This window comes from Variovorax sp. S12S4, from assembly GCF_023195515.1.
Lineage (GTDB): Bacteria > Pseudomonadota > Gammaproteobacteria > Burkholderiales > Burkholderiaceae_C > Variovorax.
Window position 1 is genome coordinate 36,929 of sequence record NZ_JALPKR020000001.1, and the last position, 16,522, is coordinate 53,450.

Here is a 16,522-nt window from a genome sequence, read left to right on the forward strand (position 1 = left end):
CCGGGTTCAGGCGGCCCCGTGCGGCTGCGGGCTTTTATCGGGGGCCCTGCCCGGAGCGCGCTCGCAGCGCTCGCACGGCGCTGTCTACGGTGGTGAGCACCGGCAGGCCGCTGGCTTGCTCGCAGGCGGCACGGGCGCGCGCCATGCTGAACTGTGCGAGCGCAATGCGCGTGCAGCCGCGCTCGCGCAGGGCCAGTGCCTGCGCGGCAATCAGGGCGTCGTGCCGCGCCGTATCGCCGGCATTCAGCGCGTCGAGCGCGCCTTCGGCCAAGGCGGGATCCAAATCGAAGCCGGGCGGGAACTCGAGCGGCATCGACGCCAGCGTGGCTGCGAAGGTTGCAATGAGGCCGAGCCGGCCCTGCCCTTGGCCTTGCGCCTGCACGGCCTCGGCCACCATCGCCTCGTTGGGCTTGAGCACCGGAATGCCCGCGTGCCGCTTTGCTACCGCCTCGATGCACGGGCCGAAGGCCGAACAGGTGAAGAGAATGCCCTGCGCGCCGGTGTCGACCGCGTACTGCGCAAGCCGCTGAAAGCGCTCGTGCATCGCGGCGTCGAGCCCCCGGCCGCCGCGTGCCAGGTCGGCCGAGAGGCTGTCGTCCAGCAGGTTCATGCGCTCGGCCTCGGGCCAGTCGCGCTCGAAGGCGGCGTTGATGGGCGCAACCGAATGAGAAAGCGCGTGGATCAGGGCGATGCGGATCATGCGGCAGGAATCGTCAGATGCCCTTGGACGACGGGTTGGCAAAGGCCTCCTTCGTCTCGGCGTTGAGCGGGTAGTTGATGTTGATGCCCTTGGGCGGAATCGGCGACATGAACCACTTGCTGTAGAGCTTTTCCATTTCGCCCGACTTCATCATGCCCGACACCACGCGGTCGACCAGCGCCTTGAAGGCCGGGTCGTCCTTGCGGAACATGAGCGACTGGTTCTCGGTGCGCAGGCTCTCGCCGGTAATGACAAAGTCCTTCGGGTTGCGCGCGTTCGCAATCTGCCCGGCCAGCAGGATGTCGTCGAGCACAAAGGCCTGCGCCCTGCCGCTTTCCACCAGCAGGAACGAATCGCTGTGGTCCTTGCCGCCGAGGTTGTTCACCTCGAGGTTGCGGCCCTTGTCGGCCTCGCGCAGCAGGCGGAACGAGGTGGTGCCGGTGGTGGTGACCACGGTCTTGCCCTGCAGGTCGGCAATGCTCTTGATGCCCGAATCGGCCTTGACCAGCATGCGCACGTTGTAGCGGAAGATGTCCGGTGAAAACGCCACCTGCTTCTGGCGCTCGACCAAGTTGGTGGTGGAGCCGCACTCGATGTCGACCGTGCCGTTCTGCACCAGCGGAATGCGGTTGGCCGAGGTCACGGCCTGGTATTTGATCTCGATGGCCGGCAGCTTCAGCTCGCTCTTCACCGCTTCGACGATGCGGTTGCAGATCTCGATGCTGTAGCCCACGGGCTTCAGGGCGCCGTCGAGGTAGGAGAAGCCGAACGACGACTCGCGGTACCCGAAGGTGATGGCGCCGCTCGCCTTGATCTTGGCGAGCGTGTCGTTGTTGTCCTGGGCCCGCGCGGCCGTATGCGGCAACAACAGGGCGAAGGCCACCGCGAGAGCGGCAGCACCGAAGGGAATCGGCAGACGAAGCTTGGGCATGGAAGCGCTCCTCGGAACGGCGGTTGAAAAAAACAGCGAAAGAAATTCGAGAGCGGTCGTCAGCGCGCGGCGGCGCTCGTCACCGCATCGATGGAAGCCGCGAGGCGGGCGGCGATTTCCCGCAGGTCTTGCCGCGTGGCGATAAAAGGCGGCGCGAGCAGCACGTGGTCGCCCTGTCGGCCATCTACGGTGCCGCCGAAGGGGTAGCACAGCAGGCCGCGCGCCATGGCGTCTTTCTTGATGGCTGCGTTGACCTTCAAGGACGGATCGAACGGTGCCTTGCTCGCACGGTCGGCCACGAGCTCGATGCCCCAGAAAAAGCCGCGACCGCGGATGTCGCCGACATGCGGGTGGCCGCCGAGCGCCTCGGCCAGCATGGCGCCGAACGCCACGCCGTCGTCGCGCACCTTGGCAACGAGGCCGTCGCGCCGGATCACCTGCTGCACCGCGAGCGCCGCCGCGCAGGCCATCGGATGGCCGAGGTAGGTATGGCCGTGCTGGAAAAAGCCGCTGCCCTTCGACATGGCATCGACGATCTTTCGCTGCGCCAGCACCGCGCCAATCGGCTGGTAGCCACCGCCAAGGCCCTTGGCAATGGTCATGAGGTCGGGCACCACGCCCTCCTGCTCGCAGGCGTGCAGCGTGCCCGTTCGGCCCATGCCGCACATCACTTCATCGAGGATCAGCAGCACGCCATATTTGTCGCACACCGCGCGCACGGCCTTGAAGTAGCCCGGCACCGGCGTGAGCACACCGGCCGTGGCGCCGCCCACTGTTTCGGCCACGAAGGCGATTACACGATCGGCGCCCTGCGCGACGATGGCAGCCTCGAGCTCGGCCGCGAGGCGCAAGCCGTATTGCTCGGCGCTTTCATCGGCCCGCTGCTCGCGGTACGGGTAGCACGGCGCGACGTGCGTGGCCGGCACCAGAATGGGCGCGAACGGTTCGCGGCGCCACGCATTGCCGCCCACTGCAAGCGCGCCCAGCGTGTTGCCGTGATAGCTCTGGCGGCGCGCGATGAAGTGCGTGCGCTGCGGCTGGCCAATCTCTACGAAGTACTGCCGCGCCATCTTCAGCGCCGCCTCCACCGCCTCGGAGCCGCCACTCACCAGGTACACATGGCTCATGCCTTCGGGCGCCGAGGAAATCAGCTCGTCGGCCAACTGCTCGGCCACCTCGCTGGTGAAGAAGCTGGTGTGCGCGTACGCCAGCTTGTCGAGCTGCGCGTGCATGGCGGCCAGCACTTCGGGGTGCGCATGGCCGAGCGAAGACACGGCTGCGCCGCCCGAGGCGTCGAGGTATTCGCGCCCTTCGGCGTCGCGGATGAACATGCCATTGGAGCCCGCGGCAACCGGCGGGCTCTGGCAAAGGTGGCGGTGAAAGACGTGCGTCATGGTGGCGGGTGGCAGCAAGATGGCGGATTCGCGTTTGGAACTAACGTTTCGACGGATTATTGTTTGGAACATTTGTTCCGTCAACTGCTGTTGTTCCATGTCCGGTACATTCGTTCCAACAGCAGCTGCCAAAGAGACACCGCCATGGGCGCCAGAGACCAGATCCGCCAGCGTTTCAACGAACTGAGCCCCGCCTTGCAGCAGGTGGCGCGCTATGTGCTCGACCATCCGAACGAAGTGGTGACCACGTCGATGCGCAACGTGGGCACGCGCGCGCAAAGCACGCCCGCCACGCTGGTGCGATTTGCGCAGCACCTGGGCTATGCGGGCTGGCCGCAGCTGAAGGAAGCCTTTGCCGGCGACATGGGCCTGGGCACAGAAACCTACGGCGGGCGCGCCAAGCAGCTCATCGGCCGCGCGCAGGACAGGAGCCTCACGGGCGAGATGTTCGAAGTGCAGCGCCGCAACCTGGAGGCCACGCACCAGCAGAGCGAGCAGGCGCTGCAAAAGGCCTGCGCATTGATCGAGAAGGCGCCCGCGGTGCACGCGGCGGGGTTCAGGGCCTGCTTTCCGATCGCGTTCTCGTTCGTCTACGTGTACCGGCTCTTCCGCGCCAGCGTGCACCTGGTCGACGGCCAGGGCGGCTCGCTCGAAATGCAGCAGCGCGCCTTTGCCAAGGGCGATGCGCTGGTGGTGGCCAGCTTCATGCCCTACTCGCGCGAGGCGCTGCAGGTGACGGAGGCGGCCAAGGCGGCGGGCTGCCGCATCGTTGCCATTACCGACAGCGTGGCTTCGCCGCTGTCGCTGCTGGCGGACGAAACGCTGCTCTTCACGATCAACAGCCCCTCGTTCTTTCCCTCGGTGGCGGCCGGCGTGGCCGTGACAGAGGCGCTGGTCGAACTGCTCGCGAGCCGCGCGGGCAAGCCGGTGATCCGGCGCATCGACCAGGCGGAGGCGCAGCTGTTCGAATCAGGCGCGTACCTGGTGCCGCCGGTGGCGCGCGGTAGCTAGAAAAATAGGTGCGGCCAACCAATCGCATGCTGCGGTGCCGCATTGCGGAACCCGCGCAAAACCGCCCGGTCAAACAGCTGTCGCGGCTTTGTGCTGCGACAGGAGGTAATGACCATGAAGCAAGTGAAACACTGGCAAGACCCGGTCAACATCGTTCTGGGTGTGTGGCTGATCGTCTCGCCCTGGGTCCTGGGTTTCCAGGACGTGACCTTCGCGATGTGGAGCACGGTAGTGACCGGTATCGCACTGGGCGCCGTGGCGCTGGGGGCGACCCTGGTTCCGCGTGCTTGGGAAGAGTGGACCGAAGGCGCGCTCGCGATCTGGCTGGCCGTATCCCCCTGGGTACTCGGCTTTGCCACCGTCGAGAACGCAATGGTCAACGCGGTGCTCGTGTCCGCGGCCATCCTGGTGCTTGCGCTCTGGGTGCTTGTGACCGACAAGGACTACCTGGGCGGGTCGATGGACCGTCACGCGCACTGAAGGCACGTTGATTACGTTGCCCCAGCCTGCCAGCCGCCGCCGAGGGCTTGGATGAGCGCCACTGCGGCGGTCTGGCGATTTACAAGCAGCTGCACCAGCGTGCGGCGTGCGTTCAACGCGGCTGCCTGCGCAGTGACCACCTCGGTGTAGCTGACCTGGCCGGCGCGATAGCGGTTGAGCAACTGCTGCTCGGTCTTGTCGGCCGCGGCCGAGGCTTCGCGCCGCAGGCCTTCCTGCTGTGCCAGCGCGGCACCGGCGGTGAGCTGGTCTTCCACGGCCTGGAAAGCGGTGAGCACCGTCTGCCGGTAACGCGCCACGCTGGCTTCGTGGCCCGCCTTGGCCGAATCGACGCTCGCGCCGATGGCGCCCGCGTCGAACACCACCTGCGCCACCGAAAGGCCGAGCGCCCACAGCGTGTTGGATGCGTTGAACAGGTCTTTCACGCGGCTTGCGTTGCCGCCCACCGAGGCGCTGAGCCCGAAGTTGGGAAAGTACGCCGAGCGCGCAATGCCGATCTGCGCATTGGCGGCCGCCACCGCGCGCTCGGCCGCCGCGATGTCGGGCCGGCGCTGCAGCAGCGTCGATGGCACGCCAGTCGGAATCCCCGGTACCGTGGGCGTCCACTGCGCCGCGGGCAGGCTGAAGTCGGCCGGCGCCACGCCCACCAGCATGGCGATGGCGTGCTCCAGCGTGGCGCGGGTGCGCTGCAAGCCCACGCGCTCGGCCTGGGCGCTGACGAGCTGGGTCTGTGCCTGCAGCACGTCGGTCTGCGCGGCAATGCCGGCCTTGTATCGGTTGTTCGTGATCTCGAAGGCGCGCTGGTAGCCCTCGATGGTCTGGTCGAGCAGCACGATCTCGGCATCGGTTTCGCGCAGCGAGAAGTAGTTGGTGGCCAGGTCGCCAATGGCCGAGAGTCGCGCCGAAGCGAGATCGGCCTCGCTGGCCTCTGCATTGGCCTGCGCGCTGCTCACGGCCTGACGCAGCCGGCCCCACACATCGGGCGCCCAATCGACACCCAGCGTTGCGGCAAAAGTGCTGCTTGCGTTGCTGGTGCTGCCGGCGTTGCCGCTCCGCCTGCCGCTGCCGTCGAGCGACACCGTCGGGAACAGCGCGGCGCGCTCTCCGCGCACCAGTGCCTGGGCCTGCGCGTAGTTGGCCACGGCCGCGGCAATGTTCTGGTTCGACACCTGCACGCGGGCAGCCAGCTCGTCGAGCGTCGCATCGCCGAAAAGCTTCCACCATTCGCCGCGGTCGAGCGCGTCGGCCGGCGCGGCGGGCAGCCAGCCTTCGGCGGCCTTCTGCTCTTTCCATTCGACAGGAGCGGCCGAGCTTGGCACCTGGTATGTGGGACCTACGGCGCAGCCGGCCACCATGGCGGCCAACACGAGTGCGGACAGCCTGCCGGGCAGATGCGAGCGAATGCGTGGTCGTTGTTTCATGGCAGGTTCGTTCATTCTTCTGTTCATGTCGGCGAGCTTGCGGCGCGGCTCAGGTGGCGCTCGTTGCCGGAGCGGCGGCGCAGCTTGTCGAGCAGCACATAGACCACAGGCGTTGTCAGCAGCGTAAGCAGCTGGCTCGCCACCAGGCCGCCGATGATCGCGACGCCCAGCGGCTGGCGCAGCTCGGAGCCCTGGCCGAAGCCGATGGCCAGCGGCAACGCGCCCAGCGCGGCAGCGAGCGTGGTCATGAGAATCGGCCGGAAGCGCAGCAGGCAGGCCTCGCGCACCGCTTCCACGGCCGAAATGCCGCGCGCACGCTCGGCCTCGAGCGCAAAGTCGATGATCAGGATCGCGTTCTTCTTCACGATGCCGATCAGTAGGAAGAGCCCGATCAGCGCAATGATCGAAAACTCCATGCGGAACAGCAGCAGCGCCAGCACCGCGCCCACGCCCGCAGAAGGCAGCGTGGTGAGCACGGTGATCGGGTGGATCAGGCTTTCATAAAGCACGCCCAGCACGATGTAGATGACCACGATGGCGGCCACGATGAGCGCCAGCTGCTGCCCCTGCGATTGCTGCGCCGCCAGCGCCGTGCCCTGGAAGCTGCCGCGCACATTCACGGGCATGGCAATGTCCGCCTCGGCCTGCGCGACGATGCGCCGCGCATCCTGCAGCGTGACGCCCTCGCCCAGGTTGAACGAGACGGTGCTCGCGAGCTCGGTGTCCTGGTGGTCGATGGAGCTGGGCACCGCCCGCTCGCTCACCTTGGCAATGGCCGAGAGCGGCACCATGAGCGTGGTGTTGGCCGCCAGCGCCTGGCCCGTGGAAGCGGTACGCAGCCCCGGGTTGGCCGACGTGGTGGTCGATGTGCCGGTGCTCGCGTCGGTGGTGTTGGCCAGCGAGCTCACGGTGGTGGCGCCGCTCGCGGTGGTGCTGGTGGTGAGCGTCGAAGGCACGTACAGGTCCTTCAGCACCACGGGCGCGCGCTGGTAGCGCGGGGCCCATTCCATGATGACGGAATACTGGTTGAGCTCGTCGTAGATGGTGGCAACCGAGCGCTGGCCGTAGGCGTTGTAGAGCGCGTTGTCGACCGCGCTCGAGGTCACGCCCAGCCGCGCGGCGCTGTCGCGGTCCACGTCGACGAAGGTTTCCACCCCGTTGTCGGCTTGGTCGCTGTCCACGTCGGTGAGCGCGGTTTCCTGGCGCAGCCGGTCGGCCAGCTTCGCAGTCCAGGTGCGCAGGTCGGCAAGGTTGTCGCCTTTCAGCGTGTACTGGTAGGTCGAATTGCTCGAACGCCCGCCCATGCGCAGGTCTTGCACCGGGCTCAGGAACACGCGCAGGCCGGTCAGCTGGTTGAGCTGCGGCCGCAGCCGGTTGACGACCGCCGCGGTCTTTTCGGTGCGCTGCGACAGCGGCGAGATTGACGAACATGAAACCGCCACCCGAGCGGCTGCCGCCCGCAAAGCCCACCACGGAATCGACGGCCGGGTCCTTGTGAATGATGTCGACCGCCTGGCGCAGCTTTTCGCTCAGTGCCACCGATGAAATGCTCTGGTCCGCGCGCAGGCCCGCATTCAGCTGTCCATTGTCCTGCTCGGGGAAGTAGCCCTTGGGAATGGCGGCGAACAGGTAGAAGTTCAGGCCGACCACCGCCAGCAGCACCACCATGACCACGGCCTTGCTCGCGAGCGCCCAGTCGAGGCTGTGGGCATAGGTGCGCAGGCTCCACTGGTACACGCCTTCCGACATGCGCGCCAAGCGCCCCGGCGGCTTGGCATTGGGCTCCTCGGGCTTGAGCAGCATGGCGCAGAGCATCGGCGTGGTGGTGAGCGATATGACCAGCGAGATCAGCACTGACACCGACAGCGTGACCGCGAATTCGCGGAACAGCCGGCCGATCTGCCCATCCATGAACAGCAGCGGAATGAACACCGCCACCAGCGAGAGGCTGATCGACAGCACGGTAAAGCCCACCTCGCGCGCACCGCGCAGCGCAGCCTCCACGCGGCCCATGCCGGCCTCGATGTGGCGGCTGGTGTTTTCGAGCACCACGATGGCGTCGTCCACCACAAAGCCGGTCGCCACGGTGAGCGCCATCAGGCTCAGGTTGTTGAGGCTGTAGCCCAGCAGGTGCATCACGCCGAAGGTGCCGAGCAGCGACACCACCGTGGCAACCGCGGGAATGATGGTGGCGCGCGCCTTGCGCAAGAAGAGGCCGACTACCAGCACCACCAGCGCAATGGAGATCATGAGCGTGGCCTCGATCTCGCGCAGCGAGGCGCGGATGGAGTTGGTGCGGTCCGAAGCCACCTGCACCTCGATGTCCTGCGGCAGCTGCGCGCGGAGTTCGGGCAGCAGTTCGCGCACGCCATCCACGGTTTCGATGATGTTGGCGCCGGGCTCCTGCGTCACCAGCACGATCACCGCAGGCTGGCCGTTGAAGAGGCCCAGCGTGCGCGTGTTCTCCACGCTGTCGATCACCCGCGCCACATCTCCCAGCCGCACGGCCGCGCCGTTGCGCCAGGCAATGACCATGTCGCGGTACTCCACGGCGTGGCGGCCCGGCGAGGGCGTGTAGATCTGCAGCCGGCGGTCATCGTTCTCGATCGCGCCTTTGGGCCGGTTGGCGTTGTTGGCCTGGATGGCGGCGCGCACGTCTTCGCTGCTGATGCCGAACCGGTTGAGCGAGAAAGGCTCCAGTTCCACCCGCACGGCCGGCAGCGAGCCGCCGCCGATCTCGACCTCGCCCACGCCTTCCACCTGCGAGAGCTTCTGGCTCACGATGTTGGACACGGCCTCGTAGATCTGCCCCGGCGTGCGCGTCTTGGAGGTGAGCGCCAGGATCGCAATGGGCGCGGCCGTCGGGTTGCGCTTGCGGTAGGTCGGGTTGCTGCGCAGGGTGGCCGGCAGGTCGGCCCGCGCCGCGTTGATGGCCGCCTGCACCTCGCGCGCGGCGCTGTCGATGTTGCGCTTCAGGTCGAACTGCAGGCTGATGCGGGTCGAGCCGTTCGAGCTGGTCGAGGTGAGCTCGTTCACGCCAGCAATTACGCCCAGCCGCCGCTCCAGCGGCGTGGCAACGCTCGACGCCATGGTGCTCGGGCTCGCACCCGCGAGGCTGGCGGTCACCGAAATGGTCGGAAAGTCGACCTGCGGCAGCGGCGACACAGGCAGCACGAAGAACGCCGCAATCCCGGCCAGCGCGATGCCGACGGTCAACAAGACCGTGGCGATCGGGCGTTCGACGAAAGGCCTGGAGAGGTTCATTCGGCCACAGCCTCCCGCTTGCGCCCGAATCGGCGGCCCATGCGGTCAAAGGCCAGGTACACCACCGGCGTGGTGAACAGCGTGAGCACCTGGCTCACCACCAGGCCGCCGAAGATGGCCAGGCCCAGCGGCCGGCGCAGCTCTGCGCCCTCGCCCCAGCCGAACATCAGCGGCAGCGCCGCAAAAAGCGCCGCCAGCGTCGTCATCAGAATGGGCCGGAAGCGCAGGAGCGCCGCCTGGTGAATGGCCTCCTGCGGCGACTTGCCCTCGCGACGCTCGGCGTCAATGGCAAAGTCGATCATCATGATTGCGTTCTTCTTCACGATGCCGATCAGCAAGATGATGCCGATGATGCCGATCACGCCCAGGTCGTTGCCCGTGACCATGAGCGCAAGCAACGCGCCCACGCCGGCCGAAGGCAGCGTCGAGAGAATCGTGAGCGGATGGATGTAGCTCTCATACAGCACGCCCAGCACGATGTACACGCACACCACCGCCGCCAGAATGAGCCACAGCTGGTTGGAGAGCGACTTTTCGTAGGCCCCCGCCGCACCCAGGAAGCTCATCGTCATGCTCGCCGGCATGCCGATTTCCTTTGCCGCCGCGCGAATGGCCGCCACCGATTTGCCGAGCGCCACGTTCTCGGCCGTGTCGAAGCCCACCGTGGCCGCAGGGTACTGCGCCACGTGCGTCACCTGCAGCGGCGCGGACTGCTCGCGCACCGTGGCAATCGACGACAGCGTGGTCGGCGCGCCGCTGCCGGTGCGCAACTGCAGGTTGCCCAAGAGCTGCGGCGAGGCCAGGGCTTCGCGCTGCGCTTCCAGGATCACGCGGTACTGGTTGGTTTCGGTGAAGATGGTCGAGACGATGCGCTGGCCGAATGCGCTGTAGAGCGTGTCGTCCACCGAACTGGCCGTGACCGAGAGACGCGACGCCGTGTTGCGGTCGATGTCCACATAGGCAGCCAGGCCCTTCGCGCCTGCGTTGGTGGTGGCATTGCGCACCAGCGGTTCGGAGCGCAGGCGCTCCACCAGCTTTTGCGCCCAGGCATCGACGGTGTTGGTGTCCACCCCTTCGAGCGAAACGCGGAACTCGGTCGGACCGGTTTCGGCATCGATGGTCAGGTCTTGCGTGGGCTGCAAATACAGCGTCACGCCCGCCACGGCGCGCACCCGCTCGCGCAGGCGCTGCATCGTGTCTTCCTGGTTGCCGCGGTCGGCGCGCATGTTGATGAGCATGCTGCCGGTGTTCAGCGCCGTGTTGTTGGCCGCGTCCACGCCCACCACCGAGCTCACGCTCGCCACCTCGGGGTCGGCCAGGATGGCATTGGCGGCTTGCTGCTGCAGCTCGGCCATGCGCGTGTACGACACGTCCTGTGCCGCCTCGATGCGCGCCTGCAGCTGCCCGGTGTCCTGCGTCGGAAACAGGCCCTTGGGAATCACCACATAAAGCAGCACGGTAAGCGCCAGCGTGGCCACCGCCACGATGAGCGTCAGCGGCTGGTGGCGCAGCACCCATTGCAGCCACACGTCGTAGCGGGCAATCACGCGGTCGAAGAAGCGCTGCACGCTGGCACCGAAGCGCCCGCCCTCTTCGGCTTGCGGCTTGAGCCAGCGCGCCGACATCATCGGCACCAGCGTGAGCGACACCACGGCGGAAATCAAAATGGTGATGGCCAGCGTGACGGCGAACTCGCGGAACAGCCGGCCCACCACGTCGCCCATGAACAAGAGCGGAATCAGCACCGCGATGAGCGACACCGTGAGCGAGATGATGGTGAAGCCGATTTGCGTGGCCCCCTTGAGCGCGGCCTTGAACGGCGGGTCGCCCTCTTCCAGGTAGCGGGCGATGTTCTCGATCATGACGATCGCGTCGTCCACCACGAAGCCGGTGGCAATGGTCAGCGCCATCAGGCTCAGGTTGTTGAGGCTGTAGCCCAGCAGGTACATCAGCCCGCAGGTGCCGATGAGCGAGATCGGCACCGCAAGGCTGGCGATGATGGTCGCGCGCACGCTGTGCAAGAAGAAGAAGATCACCAGCACCACCATCACCACGGCCAGCCCGAGTTCGAGCTGCACGTGCGAGACCGAGGCGCGGATGCCGGTGGTGCGGTCGCTCAGCACTTCCACCTTGAGCGAGCCCGGCAACGAGGCCTGGAGTTCGGGCAGCTGCTTCTTGATGGCGTCCACCGTGCCGATCACGTTGGCGCCCGGCTGGCGCTGCACGTTCAGGATGATGGCCGGGTACAGCGCGGGTTGCTGCTCGCCGGTGCGCAGCGCGGCCCAGGCGCCCAGCTGCGTGTTCTCGGCACCGTCGACCACGCGCGCCACGTCGGTCATCTTCACCGGCGCGCCGTTCTTCCACGCGACGATGAGGTTCTTGTAGTCGTCCGCCGTCACGAGCTGGTCGTTGGCGTTGATGGTGTAGGCCCGCCGCGGGCCGTCGAAGCTGCCCTTGGCGCTGTTGGCGTTGGCCGCGGTGATGGCGCTGCGCAGCGTGTCCAGCCCAATGCCGACCGAAGCCAGCGCATTGGTGTCGGCCTGGATGCGCACGGCCGGACGCTGCCCGCCCGAAAGCGACACCAGCCCCACGCCGCTGACCTGGCTGATCTTCTGCGCGAGCCGCGTGTTCACGAGGTTCTGCACCTCGGTGAGCGGCATGGTCTCGGAGCTCACCGCCAGCGAGAGAATGGGCGCGTCGGCCGGGTTCACCTTGGCGTACACGGGCGGCGCCGGCAGGTCGGCCGGCAGCAGCGAGCCGCCGGCATTGATGGCGGCCTGCACCTGCTGTTCGGCCACGTCGAGGGTCTGGTCGAGCGCGAACTGCAGCGTGACGATCGACACGCCCGCTGAGCTCACCGAGCTCATGCGGTTGAGCCCGGCCATTTGCCCGAACTGACGCTCGAGCGGCGCGGTAACGGTGCGGCTCATCACCTCGGGGCTGGCGCCGGGGTAGAGGGTCTGCACCTGGATGGTCGGGTAGTCGACCTGCGGCAGTGCGGCCAGCGGCAGCGACCGCAGGCCCACGAAGCCGGCCAGCACAATGGCCACCATCAGCAGCGCCGTGGCCACCGGCCGATCGATAAAAGGGCGTGAGGGGCTCATCGCGAACGCGCTCGCTTGTTCCGTGGGTTGATGCCGATGCTCTTCATTGCGGCGGGCGCTGGCGCCGCCGCTCTCCACCCCCTTCGCCGCGCTCTCCGCGCGGGCCCGATGCCGCACCGCGGGGCCCCGACGCGCCGCCGCGCGGGCCCATGGCCGGGCGCTCGCCCTGCAGCTGAACAACGGCGCCGTCCTTGATGCGGTCGCCGCCTTCGGTCACCACGTTCTCGCCGGCCTGCAGGCCTGAAGTGATGGCGACCACATCGACATTCGCCTCGCCGCGCTTCACCTGGCGCATCGAGACGGTGCGGTCCTGGTTGATGACATACACATAGTCGCCATTGGGGCCGGTGCGCACCGCCGTGACCGGTACCACCACCGCGCGCACCTTGCGCAGCAGCATCTGCACGTTGACGAACTGGCTCGGGAACAGCGTGGTCTGCGCATTGCCGAAGCGGGCCTTGGCCTTGACGGTGCCGGTGGTGGTGTCGACCACGTTGTCGAGCGTGGAGAAGGTGCCCGTGTCGAGCGTTGCCGCGCGGGTGCGGTCGAACGCGGTAACCGGCAGCGGCTCGCCCTTGGCAAGCTGCGTCTGGATGTCTGGCACGCGATCTTGCGGCACCGAGAACTGCACATCGATGGGGTTCATCTGCGTGATGACCGCAATGCCCGTGGTCGCGTTGGCCGTGACGGTGTTGCCCGCGTCCACCGCGCGCAGGCCGATGCGGCCGGCCACTGGCGCTGTGATGCGGGTGTAGTCGAGGTTCAGCTTGGCGGCGGCTTCGGCGGCCAGGTCGGTGGTGACCGTGCCTTCGAGCTGCCGGACCAGCGCGGCCTGGGTGTCCACGTCTTGCCGGGCGATGGAGTCTTGCCCCAGCAGCGTGCGGTAGCGAGCGAGGGTGACGCGCGCGGCCTCGAGCTGCGCCTCGTCGCGCTGGCGCGTGCCGCGTGCCTGCATCAGCGCCTGCTCGTAGGGCCGGGGGTCGATGCGCGCGAGCAGCTGGTTCCTGGCGACGGTCTGCCCTTCGGTGAACAGCACCTCGGTGAGCACCCCGCCCACCTGCGCCCTGAGCGTGATGGTTGCGAGCGGCGTGACCGTGCCGAGCGCGTCGATGGTCACCGGCAGCTCGATCTCGCGCGCCATCGCATTGCCAACGGTAACGGTGGCGCCGCCGAAGCCCGGCCCGCCGGCGGTGCTGGCCTTGCGGTTGATGAGGTACCAGGCGCCGCCTCCCAGCAGCAGCAATAACAGCAGCGCAATCAGGCTGCCAAGCCAGAGCCGGCGGCGCGAAGGCGGCCGGGGCGGCGGGGACGAGGCGGGGTGTACCGGTTGAACAGCAGGCGAATCGCCGGAAGAAGGCTCGGAGTTCGGTGATTCCATGTGTGGTGTGGCAATGCGCAAGTACGGCCGCTAGTGGAGCGCTGGATCGTAGCGCTCCTGTCTTATGAACCGTAAAGCATCGGTAAAGCTTCGGAAAACGGTGCGTTTCGCGCCCGTTGGCTGCATTCCGCGCGCCCGGCCTGCATTTCGTCGCAGACCCATGGCCCGGGCTCGCATGCGCCGGCACAGTCCGGCCCATCGAATCATCTTTTCACCGGAGAAACGCCATGCTGCTGCAGATCATTCTTCATACCCCGAAGTGGGTCTTTGCCGTTTTTGCGCTGCTCCTGTGGCTTGGCTGCAGGCAGTTGCTGACCGGCCAAGTCAGCCTGGCCAAGGTGACGGTGATGCCCGTTGCCATGACCGGCCTTTCGCTGGCGGGCGTGATCTCGGCCTTCGGCGATTCGCCGGGTGCCCTGCTCGGCTGGGCCGTGGCCGCCGCCGCGCTGGTGCTGGTGGTGCTTCAGCAGCCCCTGCCCGCCACCACGCGCTATGACCGCGACGCTCGCAAGTTTCACGTGGCCGGCAGCGCCGTGCCGCTGGTGCTGATGATGGGCATCTTCTTCACCAAGTACGCGGTCGGCGTGTCCCTCGCCATGCACCCTGAACTGCGCCAGCGAGGCCAGCTTCGCCGCTGCAATCCCGATGCTGTACGGCGCCTTCAGCGGCATCTTCGCGGCGCGCGCCGTGCGGCTCTGGAAGCTGGCCATCCGCACCGACGCCATGGCCGTGCAGGCCCGTGCGGCCTAAGATCGCCAGCCGGCCCCACCTTCCAGAACCACCACGCCCGTGAACCTTCAACCATCCCACCTGGCATTTGCGGCCGGCACCGCCGTCTACCTGGCGATTCGCGCCGTGTTCCAGCATCGCGCCGCGTCCAGCCGCAAGGCGGTCAGCCGTGCCGACACGCGCGACCGCCTGCTGATCGTTCTCGCGGGGGCGTGCCAGATCGGCCTGCCGTTGATCCTGATGCTGACGCCTTGGCTCGATGCAGCAAGCTACACGCAACCCGTCGCACTGACTTGGGCGGGCGCGCTGGTCATGGTGTGTGCGCTGTGGTTGTTCTGGCGCTCGCACGCAGACCTTGGCACCAACTGGTCCGTGACGTTGGAGCTCAGCCAGAATCATCGTCTGATCACGCAGGGCGTCTATCGCCGCATCCGGCATCCCATGTATGCGTCATTCTTTGCCATGGGACTCAGCCAAGCCTTGCTGCTGAACAACTGGATCGCCGGCTGGGCTGCACTGTTGGCGGTTGGCGTGCTCTATGGGATCAGGACGCCGCACGAGGAGCGAATGATGCTCGAGTCGTTCGGCGACGAATACCGCGCCTACATGCAGCGCACCGGCGGCATCTTGCCGCGCTTCGTGCCACGCGCTACTACCACCAATTCCTGATCCGATTTTGTCCTCCTGAGGAGCCTCGCCATGAACCTCCATACTTCTTCGAACCCGACCCTTTCCGACATCGAAAAGCGCGCCCCGCCGCGCCGGCGCCAAGATGGGCTGGTACATCCATGCCTTCGTCTATGTACTGGTCAACCTCGGGCTGGTGGCCATCTCCGCGTCGCGCGGCCACACCTGGGCGATGTATCCGCTCATGGGCTGGGGCCTGGGCCTGCTGATTCACGGCGCCGTCATCTGGTTCATTGCGCCCGGCGGCAGTTTTTATGACCGGCTGGTGGAGCGCGAACGGCGCGTGCTGCGAGCGGGGAACGCGGATGAGCGTCGGCGCGCTCTCTCGCTTTCGCGCAGAGAACATCCGCGGCATGCTTCGGCATGGCCTGATCACCGTCGTCTTCTGCTGCTTCATTGCCGCGGCACTGGCCATCACCCAGCACGAGCCTTGGGGCGCGCAGATGGTGTATTCGCTGTCGATTGGGCTGATCAGCTGGCTCTTCATCGACGTGGGCCGGCTGCTGATCAGCGGCCACCGCGAAATCCTCTGGCCGTCCGGCCCCTGGGGCTATCTGCTGGTTGCGGGTGGCGTGACGGTCGGCTTTCTGGGGGGCAATGCCATCGGCGACGCGTGGACTCATCAGCCCCTGCTCAATTTCCGCAGCTTCGCCGAACGCAAGCTCGCGACCACGATCATCATCACGCTGACAGCCACCGTCTGCATGTGCTTCTTTTTCTACAGCCTTGGCAGAAGCAAGCACATGCGGGGCCAGATCGAGCTGGCGCAGCGCAACGCCACGGAAGCGCGGCTCAAGCTGCTCGAAACGCAACTCGAGCCGCACATGCTCTTCAACACGCTGGCCAACCTGCGCGTGCTGATCACGGCCGACCCGCCGCGCGCCGTGGCCATGCTCGACCGCCTCAACAACTACCTGCGCATGACGCTCAGCGGCTCGCGCGCTCTTGCGCATCCGCTGTCGGCCGAGTTCGAACGGCTGGCCGATTACCTCGAGCTGATGTCGGTTCGAATGGGCGCCCGCCTGCGCTACACGCTCGATCTGCCCGAAGATTTGCGCGACACGCCGGTGCCGCCGCTGCTCTTGCAGCCGCTGGTTGAAAACAGCATTCGCCACGGGCTCGAGCCCAAGGTGGAGGGCGGCAAGATCGTTGTGCGCGCGCGGCAGGACGCCGGCCGCCTGGTCATCGAAGTGAGCGACACCGGTGTCGGCCTCGACGCGGCCCGGCCCTCGCCGATCGACGGTGACGAAGGCGAAGGCAGCGGCTTCGGGCTCGAACAGGTGCGCGAACGGCTTGCCACCATGTACGGCGACCAGGGCCGCATGAGCCTGGCCGCCGCGCCCGCGGGCGGAACCCGCACCACGCTCAGCTTTCCCTTGCCCACAGCCGCATGAAACCCACTGCC

Annotated in this window: 10 protein-coding genes and 3 pseudogenes; 6 read left to right on the top strand and 7 right to left on the bottom strand. The window is 67.1% G+C overall.

The window, feature by feature from the left end; translation table 11 throughout:
- Window positions 1-34 precede the first annotated feature (34 nt).
- The 3 genes from M0765_RS00175 to M0765_RS00185 are packed head-to-tail and all read right to left on the bottom strand — an operon-like array spanning window position 35 to window position 3,025.
- Window positions 35-700 (bottom strand): aspartate/glutamate racemase family protein, encoded by a 666-nt coding sequence (locus M0765_RS00175; protein ID WP_258501320.1) that lies wholly within the window; start codon window positions 698-700, stop codon window positions 35-37.
- Between the two features lie 13 nt (window positions 701-713).
- Window positions 714-1,631, bottom strand: a complete 918-nt coding sequence (locus M0765_RS00180; protein WP_258501322.1) for a transporter substrate-binding domain-containing protein — start codon at window positions 1,629-1,631, stop codon at window positions 714-716.
- A gap of 59 nt (window positions 1,632-1,690) precedes the next feature.
- Window positions 1,691-3,025, bottom strand: a complete 1,335-nt coding sequence (locus M0765_RS00185) for an aspartate aminotransferase family protein (protein WP_258501337.1) — start codon at window positions 3,023-3,025, stop codon at window positions 1,691-1,693.
- A gap of 144 nt (window positions 3,026-3,169) precedes the next feature.
- Between M0765_RS00185 and M0765_RS00190 the strand changes: the two genes are divergently transcribed.
- Together M0765_RS00190 and M0765_RS00195 are read left to right on the top strand one after the other, a co-directional pair.
- Window positions 3,170-4,036 carry a MurR/RpiR family transcriptional regulator gene (locus M0765_RS00190; protein ID WP_258501324.1) on the top strand — a complete coding sequence of 289 codons (867 nt, stop codon included), beginning with the start codon at window positions 3,170-3,172 and terminating at the stop codon, window positions 4,034-4,036.
- A gap of 114 nt (window positions 4,037-4,150) precedes the next feature.
- Window positions 4,151-4,516 carry an SPW repeat protein gene (locus tag M0765_RS00195; RefSeq protein WP_258501325.1) on the top strand — a complete coding sequence of 122 codons (366 nt, stop codon included), beginning with the start codon at window positions 4,151-4,153 and terminating at the stop codon, window positions 4,514-4,516.
- Window positions 4,517-4,527: 11 nt separating this feature from the next.
- Here the strand turns inward: M0765_RS00195 and M0765_RS00200 are convergent, their stop codons facing one another.
- From M0765_RS00200 to M0765_RS00215, 4 genes and pseudogenes are all read right to left on the bottom strand, one after another.
- Window positions 4,528-5,970 carry an efflux transporter outer membrane subunit gene (locus tag M0765_RS00200; RefSeq protein WP_258501326.1) on the bottom strand — a complete coding sequence of 481 codons (1,443 nt, stop codon included), beginning with the start codon at window positions 5,968-5,970 and terminating at the stop codon, window positions 4,528-4,530.
- Window positions 5,971-5,978: 8 nt separating this feature from the next.
- A pseudogene (locus tag M0765_RS00205) lies at window positions 5,979-9,219 on the bottom strand (efflux RND transporter permease subunit).
- Window positions 9,216-12,323, bottom strand: coding sequence for an efflux RND transporter permease subunit (locus M0765_RS00210; protein ID WP_258501328.1), 3,108 nt, complete (start codon window positions 12,321-12,323; stop codon window positions 9,216-9,218). Before M0765_RS00210 ends, M0765_RS00205 begins: the two are co-directional and overlap by 4 nt.
- Before the next feature lie 43 nt (window positions 12,324-12,366).
- On the bottom strand, window positions 12,367-13,701 hold the full coding sequence (locus M0765_RS00215; protein ID WP_258501330.1) for an efflux RND transporter periplasmic adaptor subunit: 1,335 nt from the start codon (window positions 13,699-13,701) through the stop codon (window positions 12,367-12,369).
- Between the two features lie 227 nt (window positions 13,702-13,928).
- Here M0765_RS00215 and M0765_RS29105 point away from each other — a divergent pair.
- The 4 genes and pseudogenes from M0765_RS29105 to M0765_RS00235 form a co-directional block, all read left to right on the top strand.
- A pseudogene (locus M0765_RS29105) lies at window positions 13,929-14,255 on the top strand (DUF6622 family protein); the annotation flags it as partial.
- 235 nt (window positions 14,256-14,490) lie between these two features.
- Window positions 14,491-15,099 carry a protein-S-isoprenylcysteine O-methyltransferase gene (locus M0765_RS00225; protein ID WP_258501331.1) on the top strand — a complete coding sequence of 203 codons (609 nt, stop codon included), beginning with the start codon at window positions 14,491-14,493 and terminating at the stop codon, window positions 15,097-15,099.
- Window positions 15,100-15,202: 103 nt separating this feature from the next.
- A pseudogene (locus M0765_RS00230) lies at window positions 15,203-15,292 on the top strand (2TM domain-containing protein); the annotation flags it as partial.
- A gap of 130 nt (window positions 15,293-15,422) precedes the next feature.
- Entirely contained in the window at window positions 15,423-16,511 is a 1,089-nt protein-coding gene (locus M0765_RS00235) for a sensor histidine kinase (RefSeq protein ID WP_258501332.1), read from the top strand.
- Window positions 16,512-16,522 lie beyond the last annotated feature (11 nt).

Bases quoted from the DNA above. Each gene is read 5' to 3' on its own strand.
- M0765_RS00175 (WP_258501320.1), bottom strand. From the start codon at position 700: ATGATCCGCATCGCCCTGATCCACGCGCTTTCTCATTCGGTTGCGCCC.
- M0765_RS00180 (WP_258501322.1), bottom strand. From the start codon at position 1,631: ATGCCCAAGCTTCGTCTGCCGATTCCCTTCGGTGCTGCCGCTCTCGCG.
- M0765_RS00185 (WP_258501337.1), bottom strand. From the start codon at position 3,025: ATGACGCACGTCTTTCACCGCCACCTTTGCCAGAGCCCGCCGGTTGCC.
- M0765_RS00190 (WP_258501324.1), top strand. From the start codon at position 3,170: ATGGGCGCCAGAGACCAGATCCGCCAGCGTTTCAACGAACTGAGCCCC.
- M0765_RS00195 (WP_258501325.1), top strand. From the start codon at position 4,151: ATGAAGCAAGTGAAACACTGGCAAGACCCGGTCAACATCGTTCTGGGT.
- M0765_RS00200 (WP_258501326.1), bottom strand. From the start codon at position 5,970: ATGAACGAACCTGCCATGAAACAACGACCACGCATTCGCTCGCATCTG.
- M0765_RS00210 (WP_258501328.1), bottom strand. From the start codon at position 12,323: ATGAGCCCCTCACGCCCTTTTATCGATCGGCCGGTGGCCACGGCGCTG.
- M0765_RS00215 (WP_258501330.1), bottom strand. From the start codon at position 13,701: ATGGAATCACCGAACTCCGAGCCTTCTTCCGGCGATTCGCCTGCTGTT.
- M0765_RS00235 (WP_258501332.1), top strand. From the start codon at position 15,423: ATGAGCGTCGGCGCGCTCTCTCGCTTTCGCGCAGAGAACATCCGCGGC.